Raw genomic sequence first — 22,676 nt, forward strand, 5'->3', positions numbered from 1 at the left:
TTCATGCTAAGAGCCCACCCCACGCTGCAGACAAGCGAAAATGGCCATCCAAAGAGCCAATATCGCCATGCCCCGTTCTTCTGTCCCATCTGCGACGGCGCCGGTTTTTCGCATCGACATCCCGCTGCTGCCCGAATCGGCGGTGGGCAACGCACTGCAGTTCATCGACCTCTTGCGCAGCGCCAATCTGCTGGCCGGCTTGCGGGGCGGCGCCGGCTCGCCCCGCCTGGCCTGGCGGCTGCTGGACGCCCAAGGCCAGCCGCTGGCGCACCAGCCGGGCCCGCTGGCGGCCTACACGCAGCCCCTGGCGGCACCTGCCGAGGGGCCGGCATTCGCCTGGTTCATCCCCTCCTTCCACGCCGCCGACATCCCCGCCATCCGCAGCGTGGCGTCGCGCCACCGCGCCCTCTCGCGCCAGATCGGCATTGCGCTGGATGCCGGGCACAAGGTGCTCACCGTCGGCAACGGTGCCTGGCTGGCGGCGCAGAGCGGGCGCCTGCAGGGCCGCCGCTGCGGCCTGCCGTGGTTCTACCTGGCCGGGTTTGAGCGCGACTTTCCCGACATCGACCTCGATGCMGGCCACGACCTGACCGATGACGGCTCCTGGCTCAGCTGTGCGCTGCCCCACAGCCTGGGAGAAATGGCCATCGCCCTGGTGCGCCACGCACTGGGCGACGCGCTGGCCCAGACCTGCGCCAGCGTGCTGCGGCCCGACCACGAACGCGCCCGGGCTGCGCTGCAGGCCAACGCGCAGCAACACATCCCCGCCACGCGCGACAGCACCCTGGCCCGCGCCATGGCCTGGATGGAGACCCATCTGGACGAGCCCTACTCGCTGGCCCGGCTGGCCGAGGCGGCGGCGGTGAGCCCGCGCACTTTGCTGCGGCACTTTCAGCTGGAGCTGTCGCAGTCGCCGCTGGACCACCTGCACAGCCTGCGCTGCGCACGCGCCAAGGTGCTGCTGGAGGTGACGCTGGAGAGTGTGCCCAGCATTGCCACGGCCTGCGGCTATGCCGACCCGGCGGCGTTCCGGCGCATCTTTGTGCGCTACACCGGCATGGCACCGGCCGAGTACCGCAAGCGCCATGCACTGCGTGCGCCCCGGCGGCGCTGGCGGGTGGATCTGACGTGAAAGCCCGGTGTACTCTCGCCTAGTGTGCTGTCCCGCAAATAGCTGCACGAAATGAAATCGATGGCATCGCGCCCAGGGCAAGGCGCAAACCGCAGTGATAGCCGTAGCTATCGCGAGGATTTGCAACGCAGCCCTGGGGGTGAGGACGCGACTTCATGTGCAGTTATTTGCGGGATAGCACACTAGCGAGGCAGCGCGTTGCCCGAAGGCAGGCGAAACGCCTCCACCAGCTCGGCCAGCTGCTGCGCCTGCACCCGCAGCCCCTGCGCGGCGGCGGAGGATTCTTCCACCAGCGCGGCGTTCTGCTGCGTCATCTGGTCGAGCTGCGAGACCGCCTCGCCCACCTGGCTCAGGCCCGTGGTCTGCTCGCGCGCCGCAGTGCTGATCTCGCCAATGATGGTGGCCACCTGCTGCACCGAGTTCACGATCTCGCCCATGGTGCCGCCAGCGGCGTGGACCAGCTGGGTGCCCTCGTCCACCTGCCGCACGCTGTCGCTGATCAGGCCCCCGATCTCCTTGGCCGCCGTGGCGGAACGCTGCGCCAGGCTGCGCACTTCGCTGGCCACCACCGCAAAGCCACGGCCCTGCTCCCCGGCACGGGCTGCCTCCACGGCCGCATTCAGCGCGAGGATGTTGGTCTGGAAGGCAATGCCGTCGATCACGCTGGTGATGTCGGCAATGCGGCGCGACGACAGCGCAATGCCGTCCATGGTGCCCACCACGCGGTCCACCGCCTCACGCCCGCGCTGGGCCACGCTGCTGGCGCCAGTGGCCAGGGTGCTGGCCTGCGCCGCCGCGTCGGCGCTGTGGCGCACCGTGGCCAGCAGCTCCTCCATGCTGGCGGCGATCTCTTCGAGGTTGGAGGCGGTCTGCTCGGTGCGGGCCGACAGGTCGCTGTTGCCTGCCGCGATCTCGCTGCTGGCACCGGCCACCGAGGTGCTGGCCTGGCGCATGCCCACCACCAGCTCGGCCAGCCGCGCCTGCATGCCCCCCAGGCGCGCCAGCAGGGCCTGCAGCTCGTCGCGGTTGCCCGCCTGCGGCGCGGGCACGGGGGAAGTGAGGTCGCCTTCGGCAATGCGGTCGGTCACCTCGGACGCATGGGCCAGGGGCTGCAGGATGGAGCGCGACAGCAGCCAGGCGCAGGCCAGGCTCAGCAGCAAGCCCACCAGCGAGCCCGCCGCCAGCAGCGTGATGCCCTGGCTTTCGCTGCGGGCGGCAGCGGCACGCGCTTCGGCCACACGCTGGCGCTGGTATTCGGCCAGCTTGTCCACGGCTGCGGCGTAGGCGTCTGCCGCAGGACGCAGCTGCTTGGCAATGGCGTCGGGCGGCAAAGCCTCGCCCGCCTTCCGACGCTTGACGAGGTCGTCACGCACCGTGCGAAAACCGTTGCCGGCCTTGTCGATGGCATCGAACAACGCCTGGGATTCCGGGTCTGCCGCCAGCTCGTCCAGGCGCTTGCGCACTTCGGACGAGCGGGCCGAGGTGGTCTTGCGGTCGGCGTCGATGCGCGCCGCGTAGTCGGGGTTGTTGTCGATCTCCAGCAGCGTTTCGGCGCGGGCGGAGCTGAGCACCACGATGGCGTGCAGCTCCCGCGCCAGCAACGCGCGCTCGGACGACGCACCGCCCAGGTCGTCCGCAATGTCCTGCAGCCCGGCCAGCCGCCAAATGCCCACCGCCGCCGACAGGGACATGACGAGGCAGACCACACCAAAAGCCAGGGCCAGGCGGACAGCAACACGTGCGTGGGAGATGGACATGGGAGGCTCTCGTGAGGGTGAATGGGGCAACGCGGGACAGCCGCTGGAGGTGGCAGGCGTTGGGAATGTATCGACAAAAGGTTACAAGTCCTTGAGCCGGCCCACAACAGGCCACACCCTGCCGGAGCGCCAAAGCAACAGCCGCAACGCACCAACAAAAAAGGCCGCCACAGTGCAAGACTGTGGCGGCCCTCGGTGCCGATCAGGCGTTGCGCCTGAGACGGTTCGAGTTATTGCTGCTGTGCGTTCTGCAGCGCAGCAATGCGCTCTTCGATGGGCGGGTGGGTGCTGAACAGCTTGCCAATGCCACCGGCGATGCCCATGGCCGCCACGCTCTTGGGCAGCTCGCCGGGGTGCATGCCACCCAGGCGGGCCAGCGCGTTGATCATGGGCTGGCGGCGGCCCATCAGCTGGGCAGCGCCCGCGTCGGCGCGGAACTCGCGCTGGCGGCTGAACCAGGCCACGATCATCGCGGCCACAAAGCCCAGCACGATGTCGAGCACGATGGTGGTCACGTAGTAGCCGATGCCGGGGCCCGAGCTGTTCTCGTCGTTCTTGCGCAGGAAGCTGTCCACCGCGTAGCCGATGACGCGCGACAGGAACACCACGAAGGTGTTCATCACGCCCTGGATCAGCGTCATGGTCACCATGTCGCCGTTGGCGATGTGGGCCACTTCGTGGCCGATCACGGCCTCGACCTCGTCGCGGGTCATGCCCTGCAGCAGGCCGGTGGACACCGCCACCAGGGCGGAGTTCTTGAACGCGCCCGTGGCAAAGGCATTGGGGTCGCCTTCAAAGATGCCGACTTCGGGCATGCCGATCTGGGCCTGGTCGGCGAACTTGCGCACGGTCTCGACAATCCAGCGCTCGTCCGGCGAGCCGGAGCCGTCGATCACGCGCACACCCGAGGTCCACTTGGCCATGGGCTTGCTGATGAGCAGCGAGATGATCGCGCCGCCAAAACCCATGATGAGCGCAAAGCCCAGCAGCGCGCCCAGGTTGAGCCCGTTGGCCGTGAGATAGCGGTTCACGCCCAGCAGGCTGGCCACCACCCCCAGCACGACAACGACGGCCAGGTTGGTCATCACAAACAAAAGGATCCGCTTCATGGAATGGTTTCTCCGTGGGGTAAACAACAACGAGTGTTTGCAGGCTCAGATGGGGGCCGGGGGCGCCGCTTCAAGCGCCAGTCTCCAGGCGGCGAGGCCGTGGCAGCCCCCCATGGCCGCGATTTCATCGCGCTATGGTAGGTGCAAACCCCGGCCGGGGCCTTATCACACAAGCCTTGGCGGGAATTACGAAACCGCCGCAGCCCGCAAGGGCCGGAACACCTGCGCATCGGCATAGAAGCCCGGCGCTGCATTGGCCGGCCACCAGCCGGGCACGCCCAGCACCGGCAGCGGCGTGAAGGGCTTGCTGGACCATGCCGAGGCCTCCACCTGCCCTGCCAGCCACGCATCCACCTCCGCTATGGAATCAATAGCTGCCGGCGCATGAAATACGTGCGCCACCATGGGTTTTCGCGGAAAAACCAGCTTTTCGAGCAGTGCGTGCCCGAACAGCACCAGCCGGGCCTGGCCCCACAGCGGGCGCAGGTCGGTGAACAGGCGCTGCCAGTCCCTCGCCCGGAGCGCATCCCACAGGGCATCCGGCGCCTGCAACAGCGCGCCGTTTTCATCAAACACCGTGAGCGCATCGCGCAGCGGTCCGCGCACGGCCTGCACGCCATCGGCGGCGATGGCCTGGGCCTGCAGCTGGTTCAGGCGCCGCTTGGTGTGCGGAAACCGCAACCACACCAGGCCGTTGAAAAAGTCGTGCAGGTTGTCGCGCGTGGGCACGCGGCGGGTGTCCCAGATGTACTGCTCGTAGGCGGAGCCTTCGGGCAGCGCGGACTGGGGCACAAAGACCACGGGAGCACCCTGCGGCGCTGCGGTCTGCAATGCCTGGTGCACCGATGGGTCATCCTGCAGCAGCTGCTGGGCCAGGGGTTGACCCAGGCCGCGCCACGGCGCCAGCCAGGGAACGCTCCAGTCGATGGCGTCGAAGGGCGGACTTACACCAGCCGCCACGGCAGGGCTTCACCCGCGCGCAGGGGCTTGAGTTCGGCCTCGCCAAACGCAAAGCTGTCGGGCGGTGTCCACGACTCGCGGCGCAGGGTGATGGTGGTGGTGTTGCGCGGCAGGCTGTAGAAGTCCGGGCCGTGGAAGCTGGCGAAGCCTTCGAGCTGGTCGAGCGCACCCGCGTTGTCGAACGCCTCGGCATACATCTCGATGGCCGCGTGGGCGGTGTAGCAGCCCGCGCAGCCGGTAGCGTGCTCCTTGAGGTGCGCCGGGTGCGGTGCACTGTCGGTGCCCARRAAGAASYKGYYGCTGCCGCTSGTGGCSGCCTSMACCAGSGCCACGCGRTGSGTCTCGCGCTTGAGCACSGGCAGGCAGTAGTAGTGCGGGCGSAYRCCGCCGRTGAAGATGGCGTTGCGGTTGTACAGCAGGTGGTGCGCGGTGATGGTGGCGGCSGTGAAGCGGTYGGCRYTGSSCACGTAGTSGGCCGCGTCCTTGGTGGTGATGTGCTCGAASACSAYCTTSAGCTCGGGGAAGTCGCGGCGCAGCGGGATGAGCTGCTGCTCGATGAASACGGCCTCGCGGTCGAACAGGTCGATGTCGCTGCTGGTCACTTCGCCGTGCACCAGCAGCAGCATGCCGGCCTTCTGCATGGCTTCCAGCGTTTTATAGGTCTTGCGCAGGTCGGTCACGCCCGCGTCGCTGTTGGTGGTGGCGCCTGCGGGGTAGAGCTTGCAGGCCACCACGCCTGCGGCCTTGGCACGCACGATTTCTTCGGGCGGGAGGTTGTCGGTCAGGTACAGCGTCATCAGCGGCTCAAAGCTCATGCCTGCGGGCACGGCGGCCAGGATGCGCTGCTTGTAGGCCAGGGCCTGCTCGGCCGTGGTGACCGGTGGGCGCAGGTTGGGCATGATGATCGCGCGCCCGAACTGGGCGGCGGTGTGGGGCACGACGGTGTGCAGGGGCTCGCCGTCGCGCACATGCAGGTGCCAGTCGTCGGGGCGGGTGATGGTGAGGGTTTGGGGGGCTGCAGTCATGGGCGTCATTGTCCCATTGCGGACATGCCGCCTACAAACGCTCTCAATTTCATAGCTAGCGAGGCATATGTTCGTAGCGCTACCGCGTGAAATGGCTCATCACGGTAGCGCCAGAGGCAGATCTGCCGGTTTATTCGGCGGTGATCCCTGCGCGTTTGACGACCGCGCCGAACTTCACCATCCGGTCCGCCATCATTTTTTCGAACGCGGCGGGCGACATCTCTTCAGGCACGATCACACCCCGGTCCTTGAGGTTGGCCACCATGGCGGGCGATGTGGCCACTTGGCGCACTGCCTTGTACAGCGTCTGCACTACCGCATCGGGTGTGCCCGCAGGCGCGGCCAGGCCCGTCCAGGAGGTGAGGTTGAGCTCGGGGTGGCCCACCTCGGCCATGGTGGGCACATCGGGCAGTTGCGGCAGGCGCTGGTCGGCCGCCACGGCCAGGGCGCGCACCTTGCCCGCCTGGATGTGGGGCAGCATGATGACCAGGTTGTCGAGGATGAACTGCACCTCGTTGCCCAGCACGCCCGTGATCAGCGGCGTGCCCCCACGGTAGGGAATGTGCGTGGTGAACACGCCCGTGGACACCTTGAGCATTTCCACATTGAGCTGCCCCATGCTGCCAACGCCGCCGCTGCCGTAGYTGAGCTTGCCCGGGTTCTTCTTGGCGTAGTCGATGAACTCCTTGAAGGTCTTGAACGGCAGGCTGCTGTGCACCACCAGCGCGTTGGGCTGGCGGCCCAGGATGGCGATGTTCTCAAAATCCTTGACCGGGTCGTAGCCGATCTTGGGCTGGGTCAGCGGGTTGGCCAGGTGGCTGCTTTGCGATGACACGACCAGGGTGTAGCCATCGGCCTTGGAGCGCGCCACATACTGCGCGCCCACCGAGCCACCCGCGCCGGCGCGGTTTTCCACCACGATGGGCACGCCCAGCACGCGCGACAGCGGCTCGGAATACTGGCGCGCCATGATGTCCACCGACCCCCCCGGCGGGAAGGGCACCACCAGCGTGATCGGGCGCGAAGGGAACTTGTCTTGCGCCATGGCGGGCAGCGCGGCGAGGCCGGCAAGGCCCAGTCCGGTGGTCAGAAGATGGCGACGGGAAGGTGTGGTGTGCATGACGATCAAAGAACTCAAAGAAGGGGCGGGAGGTACAAGAAATCAGGGGTGTGCCAGCACGGCCAGCGCCACGGCCTGCGCGCGTGGCACAAAGGTGGACAGCTCGCAGTACTCGCGTTCGGTGTGTGCGTGGCCGCCCACCGGGCCCGTAGCGCACAGCGTAGGCACGCCCACCGATGCGGTCAGGCCGCTGTCGGCCGCGCCGCCGGTGAACTCGCCTTGCACCTCAAAGCCCAGCGACCGCGCGCCTTGCTGGTACAGCGCCAGCAGGTCGTCCGGGGTGGGCTTCATGGGCAGGGTGCGGCGCGTGGTGGTGATGCGGCCCTGGGTGCGGGGCACGGACTCTTCTTCGACGATGACACGCACGCGCTCCAGCAGTTCGTCGGGGTTGGTGTCGGCGGTAAAGCGCAGGTCCACCTCAGCGCGGGCGTGTGGGGCCACCATGTTGGGCACGATGCCCCCTTGCACCACGCCCACGTTGCAGGTGACGCCCGTGGCCGGGTCGGTCAGCGCATGCAGCGCCAGGGTCTTGCGGGCCAGGGCTTCGATGGCACTGGCGCCAGCGGCGTGGTTGATGCCTGCATGCGCGGCCACGCCCTGCACCTCGAACTCCACCACCATCGAGCCCTTGCGGCTGGTGACCACGTTGCCGCTGACACGGCCCGGCTCGGCGTTGAACACCACACGCGCCCCCCGCACGCGGGCCATGATGAGGTCGCGCGTGGCGGGCGAACCGATCTCTTCATCGCACGAGAAGAACAGGTGCAGCGGCGCCTGCAGGCCGCCGCAGCGCGCAAAGGCCTCGGCCACAAACACGTTGAGCACCAGGCCGGACTTCATGTCGGCCACGCCTGGGCCGTAGGCGCGCCCCGCTTCTTCGCGGTAGGGGCGCTTGGCCACGGTGCCATCGGGAAACACCGTGTCCATGTGCCCCATGAGGATGATGGGCGCGCCACCGGCTGCAGCGCCCTCTGCCGGGTTGACCTGCGCATGCAGCAGCACGCCATAGCCAGGCACGGGCTCGAACTGCACCGGCACACCGGCCGCCTGCAGGCGCTCGGCCAGGGCATGGGCCACGGCCGTCACGCCCGCCTCATTGCGGCTGCCACTCTCGATATTGACCACTTTTTGCAACAGGTCTTGCATGGACTGCTGCTGTCTGGCCAGCCAGTCCAGGACCTGCGCACGCACCGGCAGCAGACCTTCGTTCAGGGTATTGAGCATCGTTGTCCTTGAGCAAGCCCCAGGTAGGGGCAAAATTTGGGTCGCAGTGTTGTACGCGACCCGGGGTTCTGCAACGTATTTTGCACGAATGAGAATTTTATGAAATCATCATTGCACGAATCCAGCGCCTTGCTGACCGAGCGGCTGGCCCGCCAGGACGCCGACCTGACCGCCAGCGAACGGGCGCTGGCCGAGGCCCTGGGGCGCGACTACCCCCACGCCCTGCTGGAGTCCGCCACCGCCCTCGCTGCGCACACAGGCACCAGTGCATCGACCGTGGTACGGCTGTTTGCCAAGCTGGGCTACGGCAGCTATGCCGAGGCCCAGCGCGAGGCGCGGGCCGAGGTCACCGCCCTGCTGCAAACGGCGGGGCAGCGCGCGCCGGTCACCATCGGCACCCGGCGCAGCCTGCAGCAGTGTGTGGACGACGCGCTGCTGCACGACCAGCACAACCTCACCACCACGCGCGACGGACTGGACATGGCGGCCTTCGAGGCCATGGTGGCACGCATCGCACAGGGCAAGGGACGCATCTTTGTGCTGGCGCAGATCAACAGCGCCCCGGTGGCCGCCTGGCTGGCGCTGCACCTGAACATGTGCCGCCCGGGCGTGCACGAACTGGGGGCTGGCGCGGTGGACGCCACCGACCAGCTGCTGTGGATCCAGCCCGAAGATGCCTTGCTGGTCTTCAGCATCCGCCGCTACGCCAGCGGGCCGGTGAAAGTGGCGCAGCGCTTTCGCGACGCCGGGGCCCAGGTGCTGGCTATCACCGACAGCGCCGCTGCGCCCTTGGCCGCGCTGTCCCACCACCGGCTGCAGGTGCGCACATCCAATGCGTCGCCGTTCGACTCCTACACCGCCGCGTTCTTCCTGTGCAATGCGCTGGTGTCGGCCGTGGCCCAGCTGCGGCACAAGGCGGTGTCCGAGGCACTGAAGCGGCGCGACGATCTGTGGACGGATTTCGAGTCGCAACTCATCGTGGAAAGCCCCTCGCCAGCCGGTCGGCGGAGCAAGCGCTAGCCTGCGCGCAGCAGACGTTCAGCCCTGGGTGGCCCCATGAAAAAAGCGCTCCGTAGAGCGCTTTTTTTGTAGCCCCCAACCCTTGCGGCACGGGGGTGCAAGCACCGTTCAGTGCTGCAGGATCTTGTTGAGGAAGTCCTTGGTACGCGGCTGGCGTGCATCGGGGTTGTTGAAGAAGTCGTCCTTGGAGCAGTCTTCCAGGATCTTGCCGCCCACGTCCATGAAGATCACGCGGTTGCTCACCTTGCGGGCAAAGCCCATTTCGTGGGTCACGCACATCATGGTCATGCCTTCGTTGGCCAGGCCCACCATCACGTCCAGCACTTCACCGACCATTTCGGGGTCGAGCGCGGATGTGGGTTCGTCGAACAGCATCACGATGGGGTYCATGCWCAGCGCSCGCGCRATGGCSACRCGCTGCTGCTGACCGCCCGAGAGCTGGCCGGGGAACTTGTCCTTGTGGGCGATCAGGCCCACGCGCTCCAGCATCTTGAGGCCGCGCTTCTTGGCGTCGTCCGCGCTGCGGCCCAGCACCTTGATCTGCGCAATGGTCAGGTTGTCCGTCACCGACAGGTGGGGGAACAGCTCGAAGTGCTGGAACACCATGCCCACGCGGCTGCGCAGCTTGGGCAGGTTGGTGCTGGGGTCATGCAGCTTCACGCCATCGACCGTGATCTCGCCCTTCTGGAAGGGTTCGAGCGCGTTGATGGTCTTGATGAGTGTGGACTTACCGGAGCCCGAGGGCCCGCAGACCACGACCACTTCACCCTTGTTGATGGTGGCCGAGCACTCGTTGAGCACCTGCACCGGGCCATACCACTTGGATACGTTTTTGAGTTCGATCATTTCTTTTTCCTCAATCCAATCTCTTTTGCACCAGCCTCGATCAGCGGATGATCGCGATCTTCTGGTGCAGGCGCTTGACCGCCCAGGACAGCGCATAGCACATGATGAAGTACAGAACCGCAGCAGCCAGGTACGCCTCGATCGGACGACCAAAGTTCTTGCCCGCCACTTCAAAGCCCTTGAGCATGTCGTAGGCGCCAATGGCGTARACCAGCGASGTGTCCTGGAACAGGATGATGGTCTGGGTGAGCAGCACSGGCAGCATGTTGCGGAACGCCTGGGGCAGCACCACCAGCTTCATGTTCTGGCCGTAAGTCATGCCCAATGCCTGGCCGGCGTACACCTGGCCGCGTGGGATGGACTGGATGCCAGCGCGCATGATTTCGCTGAAKTACGCTGCCTCAAAGGCAATGAAGGTGATGACTGCCGACACTTCCGCGCCAATGGGGCGGCCGATGATGGCGGGGACCAGCAGGAAGAACCACAGGATCACCATCACCAGCGGAATGGAGCGCATGCCGTTGACGTAGATGGTGGCAGGCACATCCAGCCACTTCTTGCCCGACAGGCGCATGAGTGCCAGCACGGTGCCAAACAGCACGCCCCCGATGGTGGCCACCAGCGTGAGGATCAGGCTGAAGTACAGCCCCTTGAGCACGAAGTTGGAGATCAGGTCCCAGTTGTAGAAGGAGAAATCGAGATTCATATCAATGCCCCCCTCCGGCCGCGCCACTCACGACCATGCCAGGGATGCGTGCACGCTTTTCAATGAAGGCCATGATGCGGTTGATCGCAAACGCCGAGATGATGTACAGCGTGGTCACCGCCAGATASACCTCGATGCCGCGCGAGGTTTCTTCCTGCGCCTGCATGGCGAACATSGTGAGYTCGGYCACCGACACGGCAAACGCCACSGACGAGTTCTTGAAGATGTTCATCGTYTCGCTSGTSAGCGGCGGAATGATGATGCGAAACGCCATGGGCAGCAGCACATAGCGGTAGGTCTGGAAGGTGGTGAAACCCATGGCCATGCCGGCATACCGCTGGCCGCGTGGCAGGGCCTGGATGCCCGAACGCACCTGCTCGGCGATACGTGCCGAGGTGAAAAAGCCCAGCGCCAGCACCACCAGCGCAAAACCGGGCACGCCCCGCAGCACCGGGAACAGGCTGGGCAGCACGTGGTACCACAGGAAAATCTGCACCAGCAGCGGAATATTGCGAAACAGCTCGACCCAGGCATTGCCCAGCCGAACGATCATCGGGCGATCCTGCAAGGTGCGCAGCGTACCGATGAATGAACCCAACACAAGCGCCAGCAGCAAGGCCAGCAGCGAAACGGACACCGTCCAGCCCCAGGCCGACAGCATCCAGTCCAGGTAGGTGATCTCGCCGCCTTTGCCAAAGCAGCCCTGCACCACATCCCGGTCCATGGTGTCCTGGCAGAACACCTGCCAATCCCAACTCATAGGAGCACCCCTTTAATTTTTGGTTTTGCGCTGGGGGGCCCACTGGGCCGACCCAACAAAAAAGCCCCTTCAAACCAGCTGGCCGAAGGGGCACAAGCGTTGCAGAGCTTACTTCTTGGCGTAGTCTTCCATGGGCTTGTCGTTAGGCGATGCCCAGGCTGCCTTGGTAGCGTCGGACATCGGCAGGCCGATCTTGGTGTTGGTCGGTGGCACCGGTTGCATGAACCACTTGTCGTACAGCTTGGCCAGCGAGCCGTCGGCGATCTGGCGCTTGATGGAGTCGTCCACAGCCTTCTTGAACGCGGGGTCGTCCTTGCGCAGCATGCAGGCGATGGGTTCCACCGACAGCACTTCGCCCACGATCTTGTAATCGGCAGGGTTTTTGGACTTGGAGACGTTGGCAGCCAGGATGGAGCCGTCCATCACGAATGCGTCAGCACGGCCGGTTTCCAGCATCAGGAAGCTGTCGGCGTGGTCCTTGCCAAACACTTCCTTGAAGTCGATGCCGCCAGCACGTTCGTGCTTGCGCAGGGTCTGCACGGAGGTCGTGCCGGTGGTGGTGGCCACGGTCTTGCCGTTCAGGTCCTTGATCGAGGTGATGCCCGAGTTGGCCTTCACCACGGTGCGCACTTCTTCCACATAGGTGGTCACGGCAAACGCCACGTCCTTTTGGCGGGCGGCGTTGTTGGTGGTGGAGCCACACTCCAGGTCCACGGTGCCGTTGGTCACCAGCGGAATACGGTTTTGCGAGGTCACGGGCTGGTACTTGATATCCAGCTTGGGCAAGCCCAGTTGCTTCTGGATGTCGTGCAGAACGATCTCGCCCATTTCGGTGTGGAAACCCACGTACTTGCCGTTGCCCAGCGTGTACGAAAGACCCGAAGACTCGCGCACGCCCAGCGTCACGCTGCCSGAGGCCTTGATCTTGGCCAGRGTGTCATTGGCYTGGGCAAAWRCGCTGCCKGCAGCCAAGGCGGTCACGGCAACCGCGAGCAAATGTTTCTTCATAGGGATCTCCTTGTGTTGAAAACGAAAAAGGGGGGGATTTTAGAGACAGGGGCCAGCCGGGGGTAACCGGTCAGGACCGCACTCCAAAAAGGGGTAGCACGCAACCAGGGATATTAGTCAGAACGGGACCTGGTCGGTAGGGTATTTCCAGAAGTCGCGCAACAAGTAACTGACCGGCAGGCTCAGCACGGTGTTGTTGGGCGGAATGGCCTTGTTGAACCACTTGTCGTAAATCGGGTAAATCTCGCGGCTGGTAATCAGGCGGCGCATTTCCTCGTCCACCAGCTTTTTGAACTCAGGGTCGTTCTTGGGCAGCATGATGGCCAGTGGCTCGGTGGTCATGAAGCGGCCCACCACCTTGAGCGCCTTGGGGTCGGGCCGCCCGGCCGCCAGGCCGTACAGCAGCACGTCGTCCATCACAAACGCATCGGCCTCCCCCTTCTCGACCATCTCGACCGCCTTGGCATGGTCGGGTGCCTCGACGATGGTGATGCCCATCAGGCGCTCGCGGTTGGCCTGGTCGGCCGCCTTCAGGGGCGTCGTGCCCTTGGTGGACACCAGCTTCTTGCCGTTGAGATCCTCCACCCTGTCGATGGTGCTGGAGGACTTGACCAGCAGCCGCGCGCCGGTGATGAAGTGGGGGATGGTGAAGGCCACCTTCTGGCGCCGCTCGGCGTTGTTGGTGGTGGAGCCACACTCCATGTCGGCCTTGCCCTGCTCGATCATGGCGATGCGGTTGGCCGGCGTGACAGGCACCAGCTCGATCTCCATGTCCTTCTTGCCGGTCTTCTTGCGCACCAGCTCGGCCATGCGCAGGCACAGGTCCAGCGCGTAGCCCACGGGCTTGCCCGACTGGCTGTCGATGTACGAGAAAGGCACCGAGGATTCACGGTAGGCAATGACCAGCTTGCCACCGCCAGCCACGCGCTCCAGCACGCTGGCCTGCGCAGACGCACCGACCGCACAGCACAGTGCTGCGAGGCCCCAGGCCAATCCCCAATGCTGAACTTTCATACGATGCCTCTGTGAAGGAATGAACCGGGTTTGCAATCTTCGTGCCACCGTGGGGCCCTGCCAAGGCACACGCTGCTATCCACCGATCCGGCGATGGCGCAGACTGTACGTGTCGTTACGGTGAAATTCCAATGCCGTTTGCGCGCACAACTATGCAAAGTGTTTATGTCCGTATTTACCCTTAGCATGAGGCCGCTTGGGCCTGCAGGTAGGTCCACAGCGCCTGCGCCGTGCCTTTGGGGGTGTCCTTGCCATTGGGCTTTTCGCRGTAGGCACGCACATCCATGGTCATCTGCAGGCCTTCGGTGTCCGGGGGCGCGGCGCTGACCAGGCGGCGCGAGCGCAGCTCCTTCTTCACGGCGCTGTGGGGCAAGAAGGCCACGCCATGCCCTTCCAGCGCCATGGCCTTGAGACCTTCGGCCATATCGGTCTCGTACACGCGCTCCAGGTGAATGGGCGTCTGCGATTGTTTGAGGATGAGTTCGGTCACCCGCCCCAGGTAGGCRCCGGGCGCATAGCCCAGGTAGGGCAGCGGCTGGCCTGCGCGGCCGGGCRGGCGGTGCACGGGCTGGCCCTCGGCGTCGGCCTTGCTGTAGGGCGATAACACTTCCTGACCCAGGCTGACCATCTCATACCGATCGGCATCGAGCTGAAAGGGCTGCGAGGGGTGGTGGTAGGCGATCAGCAAGTCGCACCCGCCYTCGACCAGGCGCAKCACCGCGTCGTGCACATTCAGCGCAATCAGGCGGCTTTTGAACGGGCCGAACTTGTCGTGCAGGCTGGACACCCAGGCCGGGAAGAACGTGAACGCCAGCGTGTGGGGCACGGCGAACTCGATCATGTCCTTGCCTGCGCTGGTGTGCGCGCGCAGCATGGCACGCGTGTTCTGCAGCGACTGGAGCATTTCCAGGGCCTGGTCGTACAGGGTCTTGCCGGCCGGGGTCAGCCGGGTGGGGTAGGAGCTGCGGTCCACCAGGTCGGTGCCGGCCCAGGCCTCCAGCGCCTGGATGCGCCGCGAGAACGCTGGCTGGGTCACATGCCGCAGCTGCGCTGACCGGCTGAAGCTGCGGGTTTCCGCAAGACTGACGAAATCTTCAAGCCACTTGGTTTCCATCGGTGCATTATCCGCGCGCGGGCTACACCGTGCTGGCCGCTGGCATGAGGGTTTACACAGTGCTGACGCGGCGCACCAATGGTGTGCATGCATAGCAACCCATCGCATAATAGAAAGCGGCGCCTACAGCGCTCCGCGTCGAGGCCCCTGGTGCACAACACTGCCGGGCAGGGCGACCCGCATGCTCCCGTGTTTGTTCTCCTCCTTCCCCTGCCCCATGTCCTCCTCCTCTCCCCAAGGGCCTGCGACCGACGCACTGCCCGGCGCCGCGAGTCCCGAGGCCGAGCCCCGCTCGCTGCGCCTTGAAGACTGGCTCACCGTCATCRTCATGGSSGCSCTCGCRCTCATCACCTTTGCCAACGTGCTGGTGCGTTACTTCACCAACTCCTCGTTCGCCTGGACCGAAGAAATCTCGGTGTTCCTGATGATCGCGCTGGCGCTCATCGCAGGCTCGGCCGCCGTGGCGCGCGACCAGCACATCCGCATCGAGTACTTTGCCGAGGGCGGCTCTGCCCTGCGCAGCAAGCGCCTGTCCATGCTGGGCGCGGCCACTGTGGCCCTGCTGTTTGGCGTCATCGCCGTCCTGAGCGTGCGCGTGGTGTGGGACGACTACAGCTTTGGCGAAACCTCCCCCGGCATCGGCGTGCCGCAGTGGTGGTATTCGATCTGGCTGCCCGTGTTCTCTGCGCTCATCACGGCACGCGCCATCGGGCTGTTCATCCGCCGCAGCCGCGGGACGGTCAGCGATGCCGCCCCGGCGCACAAGGATGCGCAACCATGATCGCCACGCTGCTGTTTGTGGCCTTTCTGGGCCTGATGTTTGTGGGCGTGCCGATTGGCGCCGCGCTGGGCCTGGCCGGTGCCGCCGCCATCGCGCTGGCCAACGCCGACAGCCAGTGGTTCGGCCTACTGGCCGTGCCGCAGAACTTCTACGCCGGGCTGGGCAAGTACCCGCTGCTGGCCATCCCGATGTTCGTGCTGGTGGGCTCCATCTTCGACCGCTCGGGCGTGGCGCTGCGCCTCGTGAACTTCGCCGTGGCCATCGTSGGGCGTGGCCCGGGCATGCTGCCGCTGGTGGCGATTGCGGTGGCCATGTTCCTGGGCGGCATCTCGGGCTCGGGCCCGGCCAATGCCGCTGCTGTGGGCGGGGTGATGATCGCGGCCATGTCGCGCGCGGGCTACCCGCCCTCGTTCTCGGCCAGCGTGGTGGGSGCCGCTGCAGCCACCGACATCCTGATYCCGCCCTCGGTCGCGTTCATCRTCTACTCGGTGCTGGTGCCSGGCGCCTCGGTGCCSGCGCTSTTTGCRGCCGGCATGATCCCCGGCATCCTGGCGGGCGTGGCGCTGATCGTGCCCGCCGTGTGGATGGCGCGCAAGCACAAGATGGGCGCGCTCGARGCMACSMTGCCSCGCCCSCCRTTCTGGAAGAGCYTKCGCGARGCSRYCTGGGGCCTGGCSGCGCCRGTGCTSATCCTGGGCGGCATGCGYGCSGGYTGGTTCACGCCGACGGAAGCCGCCGTGGTCGCGGTGTTCTACGGCCTGTTCGTGGGCATGGTGATCCACCGCACGATTTCTGTGCGCGACCTGTTCCCCATCTTGCGCGAATCGGGCGAGCTGTCGGCCGTGATCCTCATCGTGGTCTCGCTCGCGGGCATCTTTGCCTACTCGCTGTCCACGCTGGGCGTGATCGACCCGGTGGCCAACGCCATCGTGAACTCGGGCCTGGGCGAATACGGCGTGCTGGCACTGCTCATCGTGCTGCTGATCACGGTGGGCATGTTCCTTGACGGCATCTCGATCTTCCTGATCTTTGTGCCGCTGCTGCTGCCCATCATGCAGCACTACAAATGGGACCCCGTCTGGTTCGGCGTCATTCTGACCCTGAAGGTCGCTCTGGGCCAGTTCACCCCTCCACTGGCCGTGAACCTGATGGTGTCTTGCCGCATTGCCGGTGTGCGCATGGAATCGACCGTGCGCTGGGTGGGCTGGATGCTGTTCGCCATGTTCCTTGTGATGGTGGCCGTGATCGCCTTCCCGCAACTGGCCCTGTGGCTGCCCGCCAAACTGGGCTACTGACCCCTTGCCGACGAATTTCTAACCAGGAGACTGAAACAATGAAACTGCGCACCTTCCTCACTTCCGCCGTGGCCGCTGCCGCCGCCCTGGCGTTCACCGCCCCTGCCGCCATCGCGCAGACCGCGTACAAGAGCGAGTACCGCATGTCGCTGGTGCTGGGCACGGCCTTTCCCTGGGGCAAGGGCGGCGAGCTGTGGGCCAACAAGGTGCGCGAGCGCACCCAGGGCCGCATCAACATCAAGCTCTACCCCGGCGTGTCGCTGATCCAGGGCGACCAGACGCGCGAGTTCAGTGCCCTGCGCCAGGGCGTGATCGACATGGCCGTGGGCTCCACCATCAACTGGTCGCCCCAGGTCAAGCAGCTCAACCTTTTCTCGCTGCCCTTCCTGTTCCCCGACTACGCTGCGGTCGATGCAGTGACGCAAGGCGACGTGGGCAAGCAGATCTTCACCACGCTGGAGAAGGCAGGTGTCGTGCCGCTCGCCTGGGGTGAGAACGGCTACCGCGAAATCTCCAACTCCAAGCTGGCCATCAAGAGCCCCGCCGACCTCAAGGGGCTGAAGATCCGTGTGGTGGGCTCGCCCCTGTTCCTGGACACCTTCACCGCGCTGGGCGCCAACCCCACACAAATGAGCTGGGCCGACGCACAGCCCGCCTTTGCCAGCGGCGCGGTGGACGGCCAGGAGAACCCCATCGCCGTGTACCAGGCCGCCAAGCTGCATACCGTGGCGCAGAAGCACATCACCATGTGGGGCTACGTGAACGACCCGCTGGTGTTCGTGGTGAACAAGGACATCTGGGCTTCGTGGACCCCTGCGGACCGAGAGATCGTGAAGCAGGCCGCCATCGACGCTGGCAAGGAAGAAATCGCCATCGCCCGCAAGGGCATGGTCGAGGCCGACAAGCCCCTGCTCAAGGAAATCGCCGCCAACGGCGTGACCGTCACGCAGCTGTCCGCCGCCGAGCGCGACGCGTTCGTGAAGGCCACGCGCCCCGTGTACGAAAAGTGGAAGGGCCAGATCGGCGCCGACCTCGTGGGCTCTGCCGAGAAGGCCATTGCTGCACGCAAGAAGTGACCCTTGAGTGGGCCCGTCCGTCACCGGTGCGAGCAATCGCCCGGTGTTTGCCAAAGCCCCGCCATGGCGGGGCTTTTTGCTGGGCGTGCGCGAAAGCGACAGCTGGGGACGCGCCCGCGATTTCACTATTTATTTGATAGCATCAAAGGCATATTGCACTAGCGCTACCAGCCACTTTCACTTCAAACCATCAGGAACTGGGTGCTTGACCGCGTTTTTGCGCAGCTTGTGCTCCACGGCCTCCGCCAGGTCCACGCCCGCATGGTCCGCGAGCTGCAGCAGGTACAGCAGCACGTCGGCCACCTCATCGGCAATGGGCTCCTTCAGCGCCGGGTCCTCACGCACGGCGAGCGACTGTTCCGGCGTCATCCACTGGAAGATCTCGGCCAGCTCGGCCGCCTCGACCATCAGCGCCATCGCCAGGTTCTTGGGGGTGTGGAACGGCTGCCACTGCCGCTCCGCCGCAAACGCGCGCAACCGGGTCTGCAGCGCCGTCAGATCGACAGACATTCCATTGCTCCTGATTCAATAGCTAACAGCGCATATTCCACTAGCGCTATCGACCTGTACAACCCCAAACCGGTCACACCGGCGTGACCGGCGCCTCACCTGCCAGATGGCGCCGGGCGTTCTCCATGAACCGGTCCACCGAGGCCTGCACGGCTTCGGGCGACCAGCCTGCCACATGGGGCGTGAGTACCACGTTGTCCAGGTCCAGCAGCTCGGCCGGAGAGGCGGGCTCGCTCTCGTACACATCCAGCCCTGCGGCGGCAATGCGGCCGTCGCGCAGCGCTGCGGCCAGGGCGGTGGTGTCGATCACACTGCCGCGTGCGATGTTGACCACCACGCCCCGCGCGCCGAGCGCCTTCAGCACGTCTGCGTTGACCAGGTGCCTGGTGCCCGCACCGCCCGGCGTGGCGACCACGAGGAAGTCCGCCCATTCGGCCAGCGCGGTGACATCGGCAAAGTAGCGGTAAGGCACATCGGTGCGTGCACTGCGGTTGTGGTAGCCCACCTCGATCTCGAAGCCCAGCGCGCGCTGGGCAATCTTCTTGCCGATGGTGCCCAGGCCGATGATGCCCAGCCGCTTGTGCGACACGTTGGGCGGCAGCGGCAAGGCCGTGCGCCAGATGCCGGCGCGGGTGGCCTTGTCCAGCGGCAGGATGCGGCGCTGCGCCGCGATCAGCAGGCCCCAGGTGTGGTCGGCCACGCAGTCGTCGTTGGTGCCTGCACCGGTGGCCACCACAATGCCGCGCGCCTTGGCATGGGCCACCGCCACGTTCTCGTAGCCTGCGCCCAGCGCGCAGATGAGTGTGAGCGAGGGCAGCGCATCGATCTGCGCCGGGCTCAGGCCCACCGCACCGATGGTGAGCACCACACGCACGCGGCTGCCGTGCTGCGCGATGGCGGTGGCGGCCTGCGGTGCATCGGGGGCGTAGATCACTTCAAAGGTCTGGGCCATCTGCGCGATGTGCTCTTCAGACAAAAACATGAGGGCAAGAAGGACGGGCTTCATGGATTACAAATCGCGAAACAAATAAAAGAGAGAGAGATGCCGCTCAGGCGGCAGCATCGCTTTGCTGGAGCGACCACATGCTGGCGTAGCGGCCGCCGAGGGCCAGCAGCTGCGCGTGCGTGCCGCGCTCGATGATGCGGCCCGCGTCCATGACCAGGATCTCGTGCGCGTCCACCACCGTGGACAGGCGGTGGGCAATCACCAGCGTGGTCTTGTTCTGCGCCACGCCCTGCAGCTCGGCCTGGATGGCGCGCTCGTTGGCGGAGTCCAGCGCGCTGGTGGCCTCGTCAAAGATCAGGAGGGGCGGGTTCTTGAGCAAGGTGCGGGCAATCGCCACGCGCTGCTTTTCACCGCCCGAAAGCTTGAGCCCCCGCTCGCCGACCATGGTGGCGTAGCCCTTGGGTGTGCTGGCGATGAAGTCGTGGATGCGCGCGGCGCGGGCGGCGGATTCGATCTCGTCCTGCGTGGCGCCAGGGCGGCCGTAGGCGATGTTGTAGGCCACGGTGTCGTTGAACAGCACGGTGTCTTGCGGCACGATGCCAATCGCCTGGCGCACGCTGCCCTGCGTCACGCTGCGGATCTCCTGCCCCGCAATGGTGATGCGCCCCTGCTGGATGTCGTAGAAGCGGAACAGCAGCCGCGCCAGCGTGCTCTTGCCCGAGCCCGAGGGCCCCACCACCGCCACCGTCTTGCCCGCCGGGATCTCGAAGCTGATGCCTTGCAGGATGGTGCGCCCGCCCTTGGCGTCATAGGCAAACACCACGTCCTCGAAACGCACGGTGGGCTGGTCCAGCCCAGCCAGCGGCTGGGCGCCAGGGGCGTCGGCCACCTCGCGCTCCTTGTCCATCAGCGTGAACATCTTGTCCAGGTCGGTGAGGCTCTGCTTGATCTCGCGGTAGATCACGCCCAAAAAATTGAGCGGTATGTACAGCTGGATCATGAAGGCATTGACCATGACCAGGTCACCCAGGGTCATGCGGCCATCGACCACGCCCTGCGTGGCGCGCCAGAGCATGGCCACCAGGCCCACGGCAATGATGAGCTGCTGGCCGGTGTTGAGCAGGGACAGCGTGGTCTGGCTTTTCAGCCGCGCACGGCGCAGGCGCTCCAGGCTTTCGTCGTAGCGGCGGGCCTCGAAGCCTTCGTTGTTGAAATACTTCACCGTCTCGTAGTTGAGCAGCGAATCCACGGCCTTGGAATGCGCGGCCGAGTCGAACTCGTTGGCCTCGCGGCGGAACTGGGTGCGCCACTCGGTCACCAGCACCGTGAAGAGGATGTAAAGCGCCAGCGCCGCCAGCGTGATCCACGCGAACCAGGCGTCGAACTTGATGGCCAGCACCGACAGCACCAGCACCACCTCGACCAGAGTGGCGACCACGTTGAACAGCGTGAACGAGATCAGCGACTCGATGCCGCGCACACCGCGCTCGATGTCACGCGTCATGCCACCCGTCTGCCGCTCCAGGTGAAACCGCAGGCTCAGGGCGTGCAGGTGCTCAAAGGTCTGCAGCGCAATCGAGCGCGCCGCGCCCTGCGTGGCCTTGGCAAACACCAGCTCGCGCAGCTCGGTGAACAGCGAGGTGGACAGCCGCAGCGCGCCGTAGGCCACCAGCAGCCCCACCGGCACCACCAGCAGCGCGGCGGGGTCGCCCGGCTTCAGGCTCATGGCATCGACCAGCGTCTTGAGCAGGATGGGCACGCCCACGTTGGCGAACTTGGCGCCCACCATGAAGACGATGGCGGCTATCACGCGCCATTTGTATTGCCACAGGTAGGGCAGCAATCGGTGCAGGGTGACCCAGTCCGACTGGACCGGTGCGGGACTGGCGGCCGTGCCACTGGCGGTGGCACCGGGCGCGCTGGCGGCGGCAGGGGGGGAGGTTTCGCCGTGGTGGCGCATGGGGGACAATTCCGGTTGTTGTTTTTACCGACCTGGCTGATGCCCAGGTGGCTTTTTTCAGGGCGCGAGGCCTTGTGAAACCACCGGTTTCCCCAAGGATTGGCTCAGCCCCAACCGAGATTGTGCCCATGTCTGCCGTTTTCAGCCCACCACCCGCCGCATTGCCCACCGACAAGGAGCTGGTGCTCAAGGTCATCCCCATGCCCGCCGACACCAACGGCAATGGCGACATCTTTGGCGGATGGGTGATGGCGCAGGTCGACCTGGCGGGCTCCGTGCTGCCCGCGCGCTACATCCAGGGCCGCAWGGCCACGGTGGCGGTCAAYGAATTCATCTTCAAGCAGCCSGTGCGSSTGGGCGAYATCCTSTCGTTCTTCTCGGCCATCACGCGCGTGGGCAACACCTCGGTCACCGTGGAGGTGGAGGTGTATGCCGAGCGTTTTTCTGCCCAGGGGCAGTATGTGAAAGTGACGGAGGCGCGCCTGACCTATGTGGCCATCGACCACCAGGGCAGGCCGCGCCCGGTGCCCAAGCACAACGCGCCTGCGTGAGCCACCGAACGGAATCGAACAGACTGCCCGCGCCTATCGGGGCGCGGCTGTGAGTGCAGATTAGGCTGCCAGCGCGGCTGGCTCAGCCCTCAAGGGGGCTGCTGCCCGCTGTGTGCTGCTGGACGACGATGCGGAAAAACCGGCCTCGATCTCTCCCGCCAGCTGTCCACCCTCTTCCACCACCAGTTTGCCGTAGCGGATCTTGCCGTTGACCTTGCCGGTGCTGTAGATCACCAGCTTTTGCCGCACGGTGAGTGTGCCGTTGAACTCGCCGTGGATCTCGGCAATGTCGATCTCAGCCGAGCCCTTGAAGGCGCCGTGCTCCGAGATCTGSATCASGCGCGARTCCATSGTSGCCTCGACCRKGCCTTCGACCACGAGCGTGTCGCARTCGGTGATCTCSACGCCCTTGAGCTTGATGTTSGGGCCSACSGTGAGCTTGCTGCCCGAGCTGTCGCTGGCACTGGCCGACTTGGGGGCAGCCGGAGCAGGCACCGGCTGCGCAGGTGCGGCGCTGCTGGCCGCCGTGCCGCCCAATACGGAGCCTGAGGTGGTGCTGCTGCGGGGTTGGAACGACTCGGGTTCACGCTTGCCAAAGAAAGGGTTTTGCACGGCCATCAGATCTCCTTGAAAAGAGAGTCATCGTAGGTTTCGTGCCCCTGGAAAGATGCCTTCGTTACGCAAGAACGGTAACCAAACGGTTCTCTCGTAGCATGCGCTTGCAAGGCTTGCGGGATCACACATCCCGCGCACGGCAGCACG

The 22,676-nt window shown here is 65.6% G+C and carries 22 protein-coding genes; 6 read left to right on the forward strand and 16 right to left on the reverse strand.

Going from position 1 to position 22,676, the window contains the following annotated elements; genetic code table 11:
• Positions 1–67: 67 nt before the first annotated feature.
• Positions 68–1,132 carry a GlxA family transcriptional regulator gene (locus tag AC04MI_RS08115; RefSeq protein WP_436078403.1) on the forward strand — a complete coding sequence of 355 codons (1,065 nt, stop codon included), beginning with the start codon at positions 68–70 and terminating at the stop codon, positions 1,130–1,132.
• 182 nt (positions 1,133–1,314) lie between these two features.
• On the opposite strand, the gene AC04MI_RS08120 is transcribed toward AC04MI_RS08115, so the two are convergent.
• The 6 genes from AC04MI_RS08120 to AC04MI_RS08145 all read right to left on the reverse strand — a co-directional run bounded on the left by AC04MI_RS08120 (position 1,315) and on the right by AC04MI_RS08145 (position 8,327).
• A complete protein-coding gene (locus AC04MI_RS08120; protein ID WP_116748910.1) occupies positions 1,315–2,889 on the reverse strand; it encodes a methyl-accepting chemotaxis protein in 1,575 nt (524 codons plus the stop codon).
• A gap of 230 nt (positions 2,890–3,119) precedes the next feature.
• The gene (htpX, locus tag AC04MI_RS08125; protein WP_056745306.1) at positions 3,120–3,998 is read right to left on the reverse strand and encodes a protease HtpX; all 879 of its coding nucleotides are present in this window, start codon (positions 3,996–3,998) and stop codon (positions 3,120–3,122) included.
• 186 nt (positions 3,999–4,184) lie between these two features.
• Positions 4,185–4,958 (reverse strand): DUF3025 domain-containing protein, encoded by a 774-nt coding sequence (locus tag AC04MI_RS08130; protein ID WP_436078402.1) that lies wholly within the window; start codon positions 4,956–4,958, stop codon positions 4,185–4,187.
• Positions 4,943–5,983, reverse strand: a complete 1,041-nt coding sequence (gene pyrC, locus AC04MI_RS08135) for a dihydroorotase (RefSeq protein ID WP_476497560.1) — start codon at positions 5,981–5,983, stop codon at positions 4,943–4,945. The genes AC04MI_RS08130 and pyrC overlap by 16 nt, the downstream gene beginning before the upstream one ends.
• 130 nt (positions 5,984–6,113) lie before the next feature.
• The gene (locus AC04MI_RS08140) at positions 6,114–7,103 is read right to left on the reverse strand and encodes a Bug family tripartite tricarboxylate transporter substrate binding protein (RefSeq protein ID WP_476497561.1); all 990 of its coding nucleotides are present in this window, start codon (positions 7,101–7,103) and stop codon (positions 6,114–6,116) included.
• A gap of 42 nt (positions 7,104–7,145) precedes the next feature.
• Entirely contained in the window at positions 7,146–8,327 is a 1,182-nt protein-coding gene (locus tag AC04MI_RS08145) for a M20 family metallopeptidase (RefSeq protein ID WP_099731251.1), read from the reverse strand.
• A 99-nt stretch (positions 8,328–8,426) separates the two neighbouring features.
• Between AC04MI_RS08145 and AC04MI_RS08150 the strand changes: the two genes are divergently transcribed.
• Positions 8,427–9,347, forward strand: a complete 921-nt coding sequence (locus AC04MI_RS08150; protein ID WP_436078401.1) for a MurR/RpiR family transcriptional regulator — start codon at positions 8,427–8,429, stop codon at positions 9,345–9,347.
• 108 nt (positions 9,348–9,455) lie between these two features.
• On the opposite strand, the gene AC04MI_RS08155 is transcribed toward AC04MI_RS08150, so the two are convergent.
• From AC04MI_RS08155 to AC04MI_RS08180, 6 genes are all read right to left on the reverse strand, one after another.
• On the reverse strand, positions 9,456–10,193 hold the full coding sequence (locus tag AC04MI_RS08155) for an amino acid ABC transporter ATP-binding protein (RefSeq protein WP_476497562.1): 738 nt from the start codon (positions 10,191–10,193) through the stop codon (positions 9,456–9,458).
• A gap of 40 nt (positions 10,194–10,233) precedes the next feature.
• Positions 10,234–10,899, reverse strand: coding sequence for an amino acid ABC transporter permease (locus AC04MI_RS08160; RefSeq protein ID WP_476497563.1), 666 nt, complete (start codon positions 10,897–10,899; stop codon positions 10,234–10,236).
• A 1-nt stretch (position 10,900) separates the two neighbouring features.
• On the reverse strand, positions 10,901–11,659 hold the full coding sequence (locus AC04MI_RS08165; RefSeq protein WP_476497564.1) for an amino acid ABC transporter permease: 759 nt from the start codon (positions 11,657–11,659) through the stop codon (positions 10,901–10,903).
• 108 nt (positions 11,660–11,767) lie between these two features.
• Entirely contained in the window at positions 11,768–12,667 is a 900-nt protein-coding gene (locus tag AC04MI_RS08170) for an amino acid ABC transporter substrate-binding protein (RefSeq protein WP_476497565.1), read from the reverse strand.
• 117 nt (positions 12,668–12,784) lie between these two features.
• Positions 12,785–13,681, reverse strand: a complete 897-nt coding sequence (locus AC04MI_RS08175; protein ID WP_056059343.1) for an amino acid ABC transporter substrate-binding protein — start codon at positions 13,679–13,681, stop codon at positions 12,785–12,787.
• A 181-nt stretch (positions 13,682–13,862) separates the two neighbouring features.
• Positions 13,863–14,795, reverse strand: a complete 933-nt coding sequence (locus tag AC04MI_RS08180; RefSeq protein ID WP_476497567.1) for a LysR family transcriptional regulator — start codon at positions 14,793–14,795, stop codon at positions 13,863–13,865.
• A 217-nt stretch (positions 14,796–15,012) separates the two neighbouring features.
• Between AC04MI_RS08180 and AC04MI_RS08185 the strand changes: the two genes are divergently transcribed.
• Genes AC04MI_RS08185 through AC04MI_RS08195 form a run of 3 tightly spaced genes read left to right on the forward strand, consistent with a single transcriptional unit; the run spans position 15,013 to position 17,947 of the window.
• Positions 15,013–15,576, forward strand: a complete 564-nt coding sequence (locus AC04MI_RS08185; RefSeq protein WP_476497568.1) for a TRAP transporter small permease — start codon at positions 15,013–15,015, stop codon at positions 15,574–15,576.
• On the forward strand, positions 15,573–16,871 hold the full coding sequence (locus tag AC04MI_RS08190) for a TRAP transporter large permease (protein ID WP_476497569.1): 1,299 nt from the start codon (positions 15,573–15,575) through the stop codon (positions 16,869–16,871). Before AC04MI_RS08185 ends, AC04MI_RS08190 begins: the two co-directional genes overlap by 4 nt.
• A gap of 38 nt (positions 16,872–16,909) precedes the next feature.
• Positions 16,910–17,947: a DctP family TRAP transporter solute-binding subunit gene (locus tag AC04MI_RS08195; RefSeq protein ID WP_099731254.1), complete on the forward strand. Its 1,038-nt coding sequence runs from the start codon at positions 16,910–16,912 to the stop codon at positions 17,945–17,947.
• 177 nt (positions 17,948–18,124) lie between these two features.
• Here AC04MI_RS08195 and AC04MI_RS08200 read toward each other — a convergent pair whose 3' ends face one another.
• The 3 genes from AC04MI_RS08200 to AC04MI_RS08210 form a co-directional block, all read right to left on the reverse strand.
• Positions 18,125–18,457, reverse strand: a complete 333-nt coding sequence (locus AC04MI_RS08200; protein WP_108498499.1) for a nucleotide pyrophosphohydrolase — start codon at positions 18,455–18,457, stop codon at positions 18,125–18,127.
• Positions 18,458–18,530: 73 nt separating this feature from the next.
• On the reverse strand, positions 18,531–19,463 hold the full coding sequence (locus AC04MI_RS08205; RefSeq protein WP_476497570.1) for a 2-hydroxyacid dehydrogenase: 933 nt from the start codon (positions 19,461–19,463) through the stop codon (positions 18,531–18,533).
• Positions 19,464–19,506: 43 nt separating this feature from the next.
• Positions 19,507–21,363, reverse strand: a complete 1,857-nt coding sequence (locus AC04MI_RS08210) for an ABCB family ABC transporter ATP-binding protein/permease (RefSeq protein WP_436078399.1) — start codon at positions 21,361–21,363, stop codon at positions 19,507–19,509.
• Between the two features lie 128 nt (positions 21,364–21,491).
• Between AC04MI_RS08210 and AC04MI_RS08215 the strand changes: the two genes are divergently transcribed.
• Positions 21,492–21,914, forward strand: coding sequence for an acyl-CoA thioesterase (locus AC04MI_RS08215; RefSeq protein ID WP_476497572.1), 423 nt, complete (start codon positions 21,492–21,494; stop codon positions 21,912–21,914).
• Positions 21,915–21,974: 60 nt separating this feature from the next.
• Here the strand turns inward: AC04MI_RS08215 and AC04MI_RS08220 are convergent, their stop codons facing one another.
• A complete protein-coding gene (locus AC04MI_RS08220) occupies positions 21,975–22,532 on the reverse strand; it encodes a bactofilin family protein (protein WP_476497573.1) in 558 nt (185 codons plus the stop codon).
• Positions 22,533–22,676: the final 144 nt, after the last annotated feature.

Source organism: Acidovorax sp. LjRoot204 (genome assembly GCF_056175785.1).

Excerpts from the sequence above, each read along its gene's own strand:
- AC04MI_RS08120 (WP_116748910.1), bottom strand. The coding sequence starts at position 2,889 with ATGTCCATCTCCCACGCACGTGTTGCTGTCCGCCTGGCCCTGGCTTTT.
- htpX (WP_056745306.1), bottom strand. The coding sequence starts at position 3,998 with ATGAAGCGGATCCTTTTGTTTGTGATGACCAACCTGGCCGTCGTTGTC.
- AC04MI_RS08145 (WP_099731251.1), bottom strand. The coding sequence starts at position 8,327 with ATGCTCAATACCCTGAACGAAGGTCTGCTGCCGGTGCGTGCGCAGGTC.
- AC04MI_RS08150 (WP_436078401.1), top strand. The coding sequence starts at position 8,427 with ATGAAATCATCATTGCACGAATCCAGCGCCTTGCTGACCGAGCGGCTG.
- AC04MI_RS08175 (WP_056059343.1), bottom strand. The coding sequence starts at position 13,681 with ATGAAAGTTCAGCATTGGGGATTGGCCTGGGGCCTCGCAGCACTGTGC.
- AC04MI_RS08195 (WP_099731254.1), top strand. The coding sequence starts at position 16,910 with ATGAAACTGCGCACCTTCCTCACTTCCGCCGTGGCCGCTGCCGCCGCC.
- AC04MI_RS08200 (WP_108498499.1), bottom strand. The coding sequence starts at position 18,457 with ATGTCTGTCGATCTGACGGCGCTGCAGACCCGGTTGCGCGCGTTTGCG.
- AC04MI_RS08205 (WP_476497570.1), bottom strand. The coding sequence starts at position 19,463 with ATGAAGCCCGTCCTTCTTGCCCTCATGTTTTTGTCTGAAGAGCACATC.
- AC04MI_RS08210 (WP_436078399.1), bottom strand. The coding sequence starts at position 21,363 with ATGCGCCACCACGGCGAAACCTCCCCCCCTGCCGCCGCCAGCGCGCCC.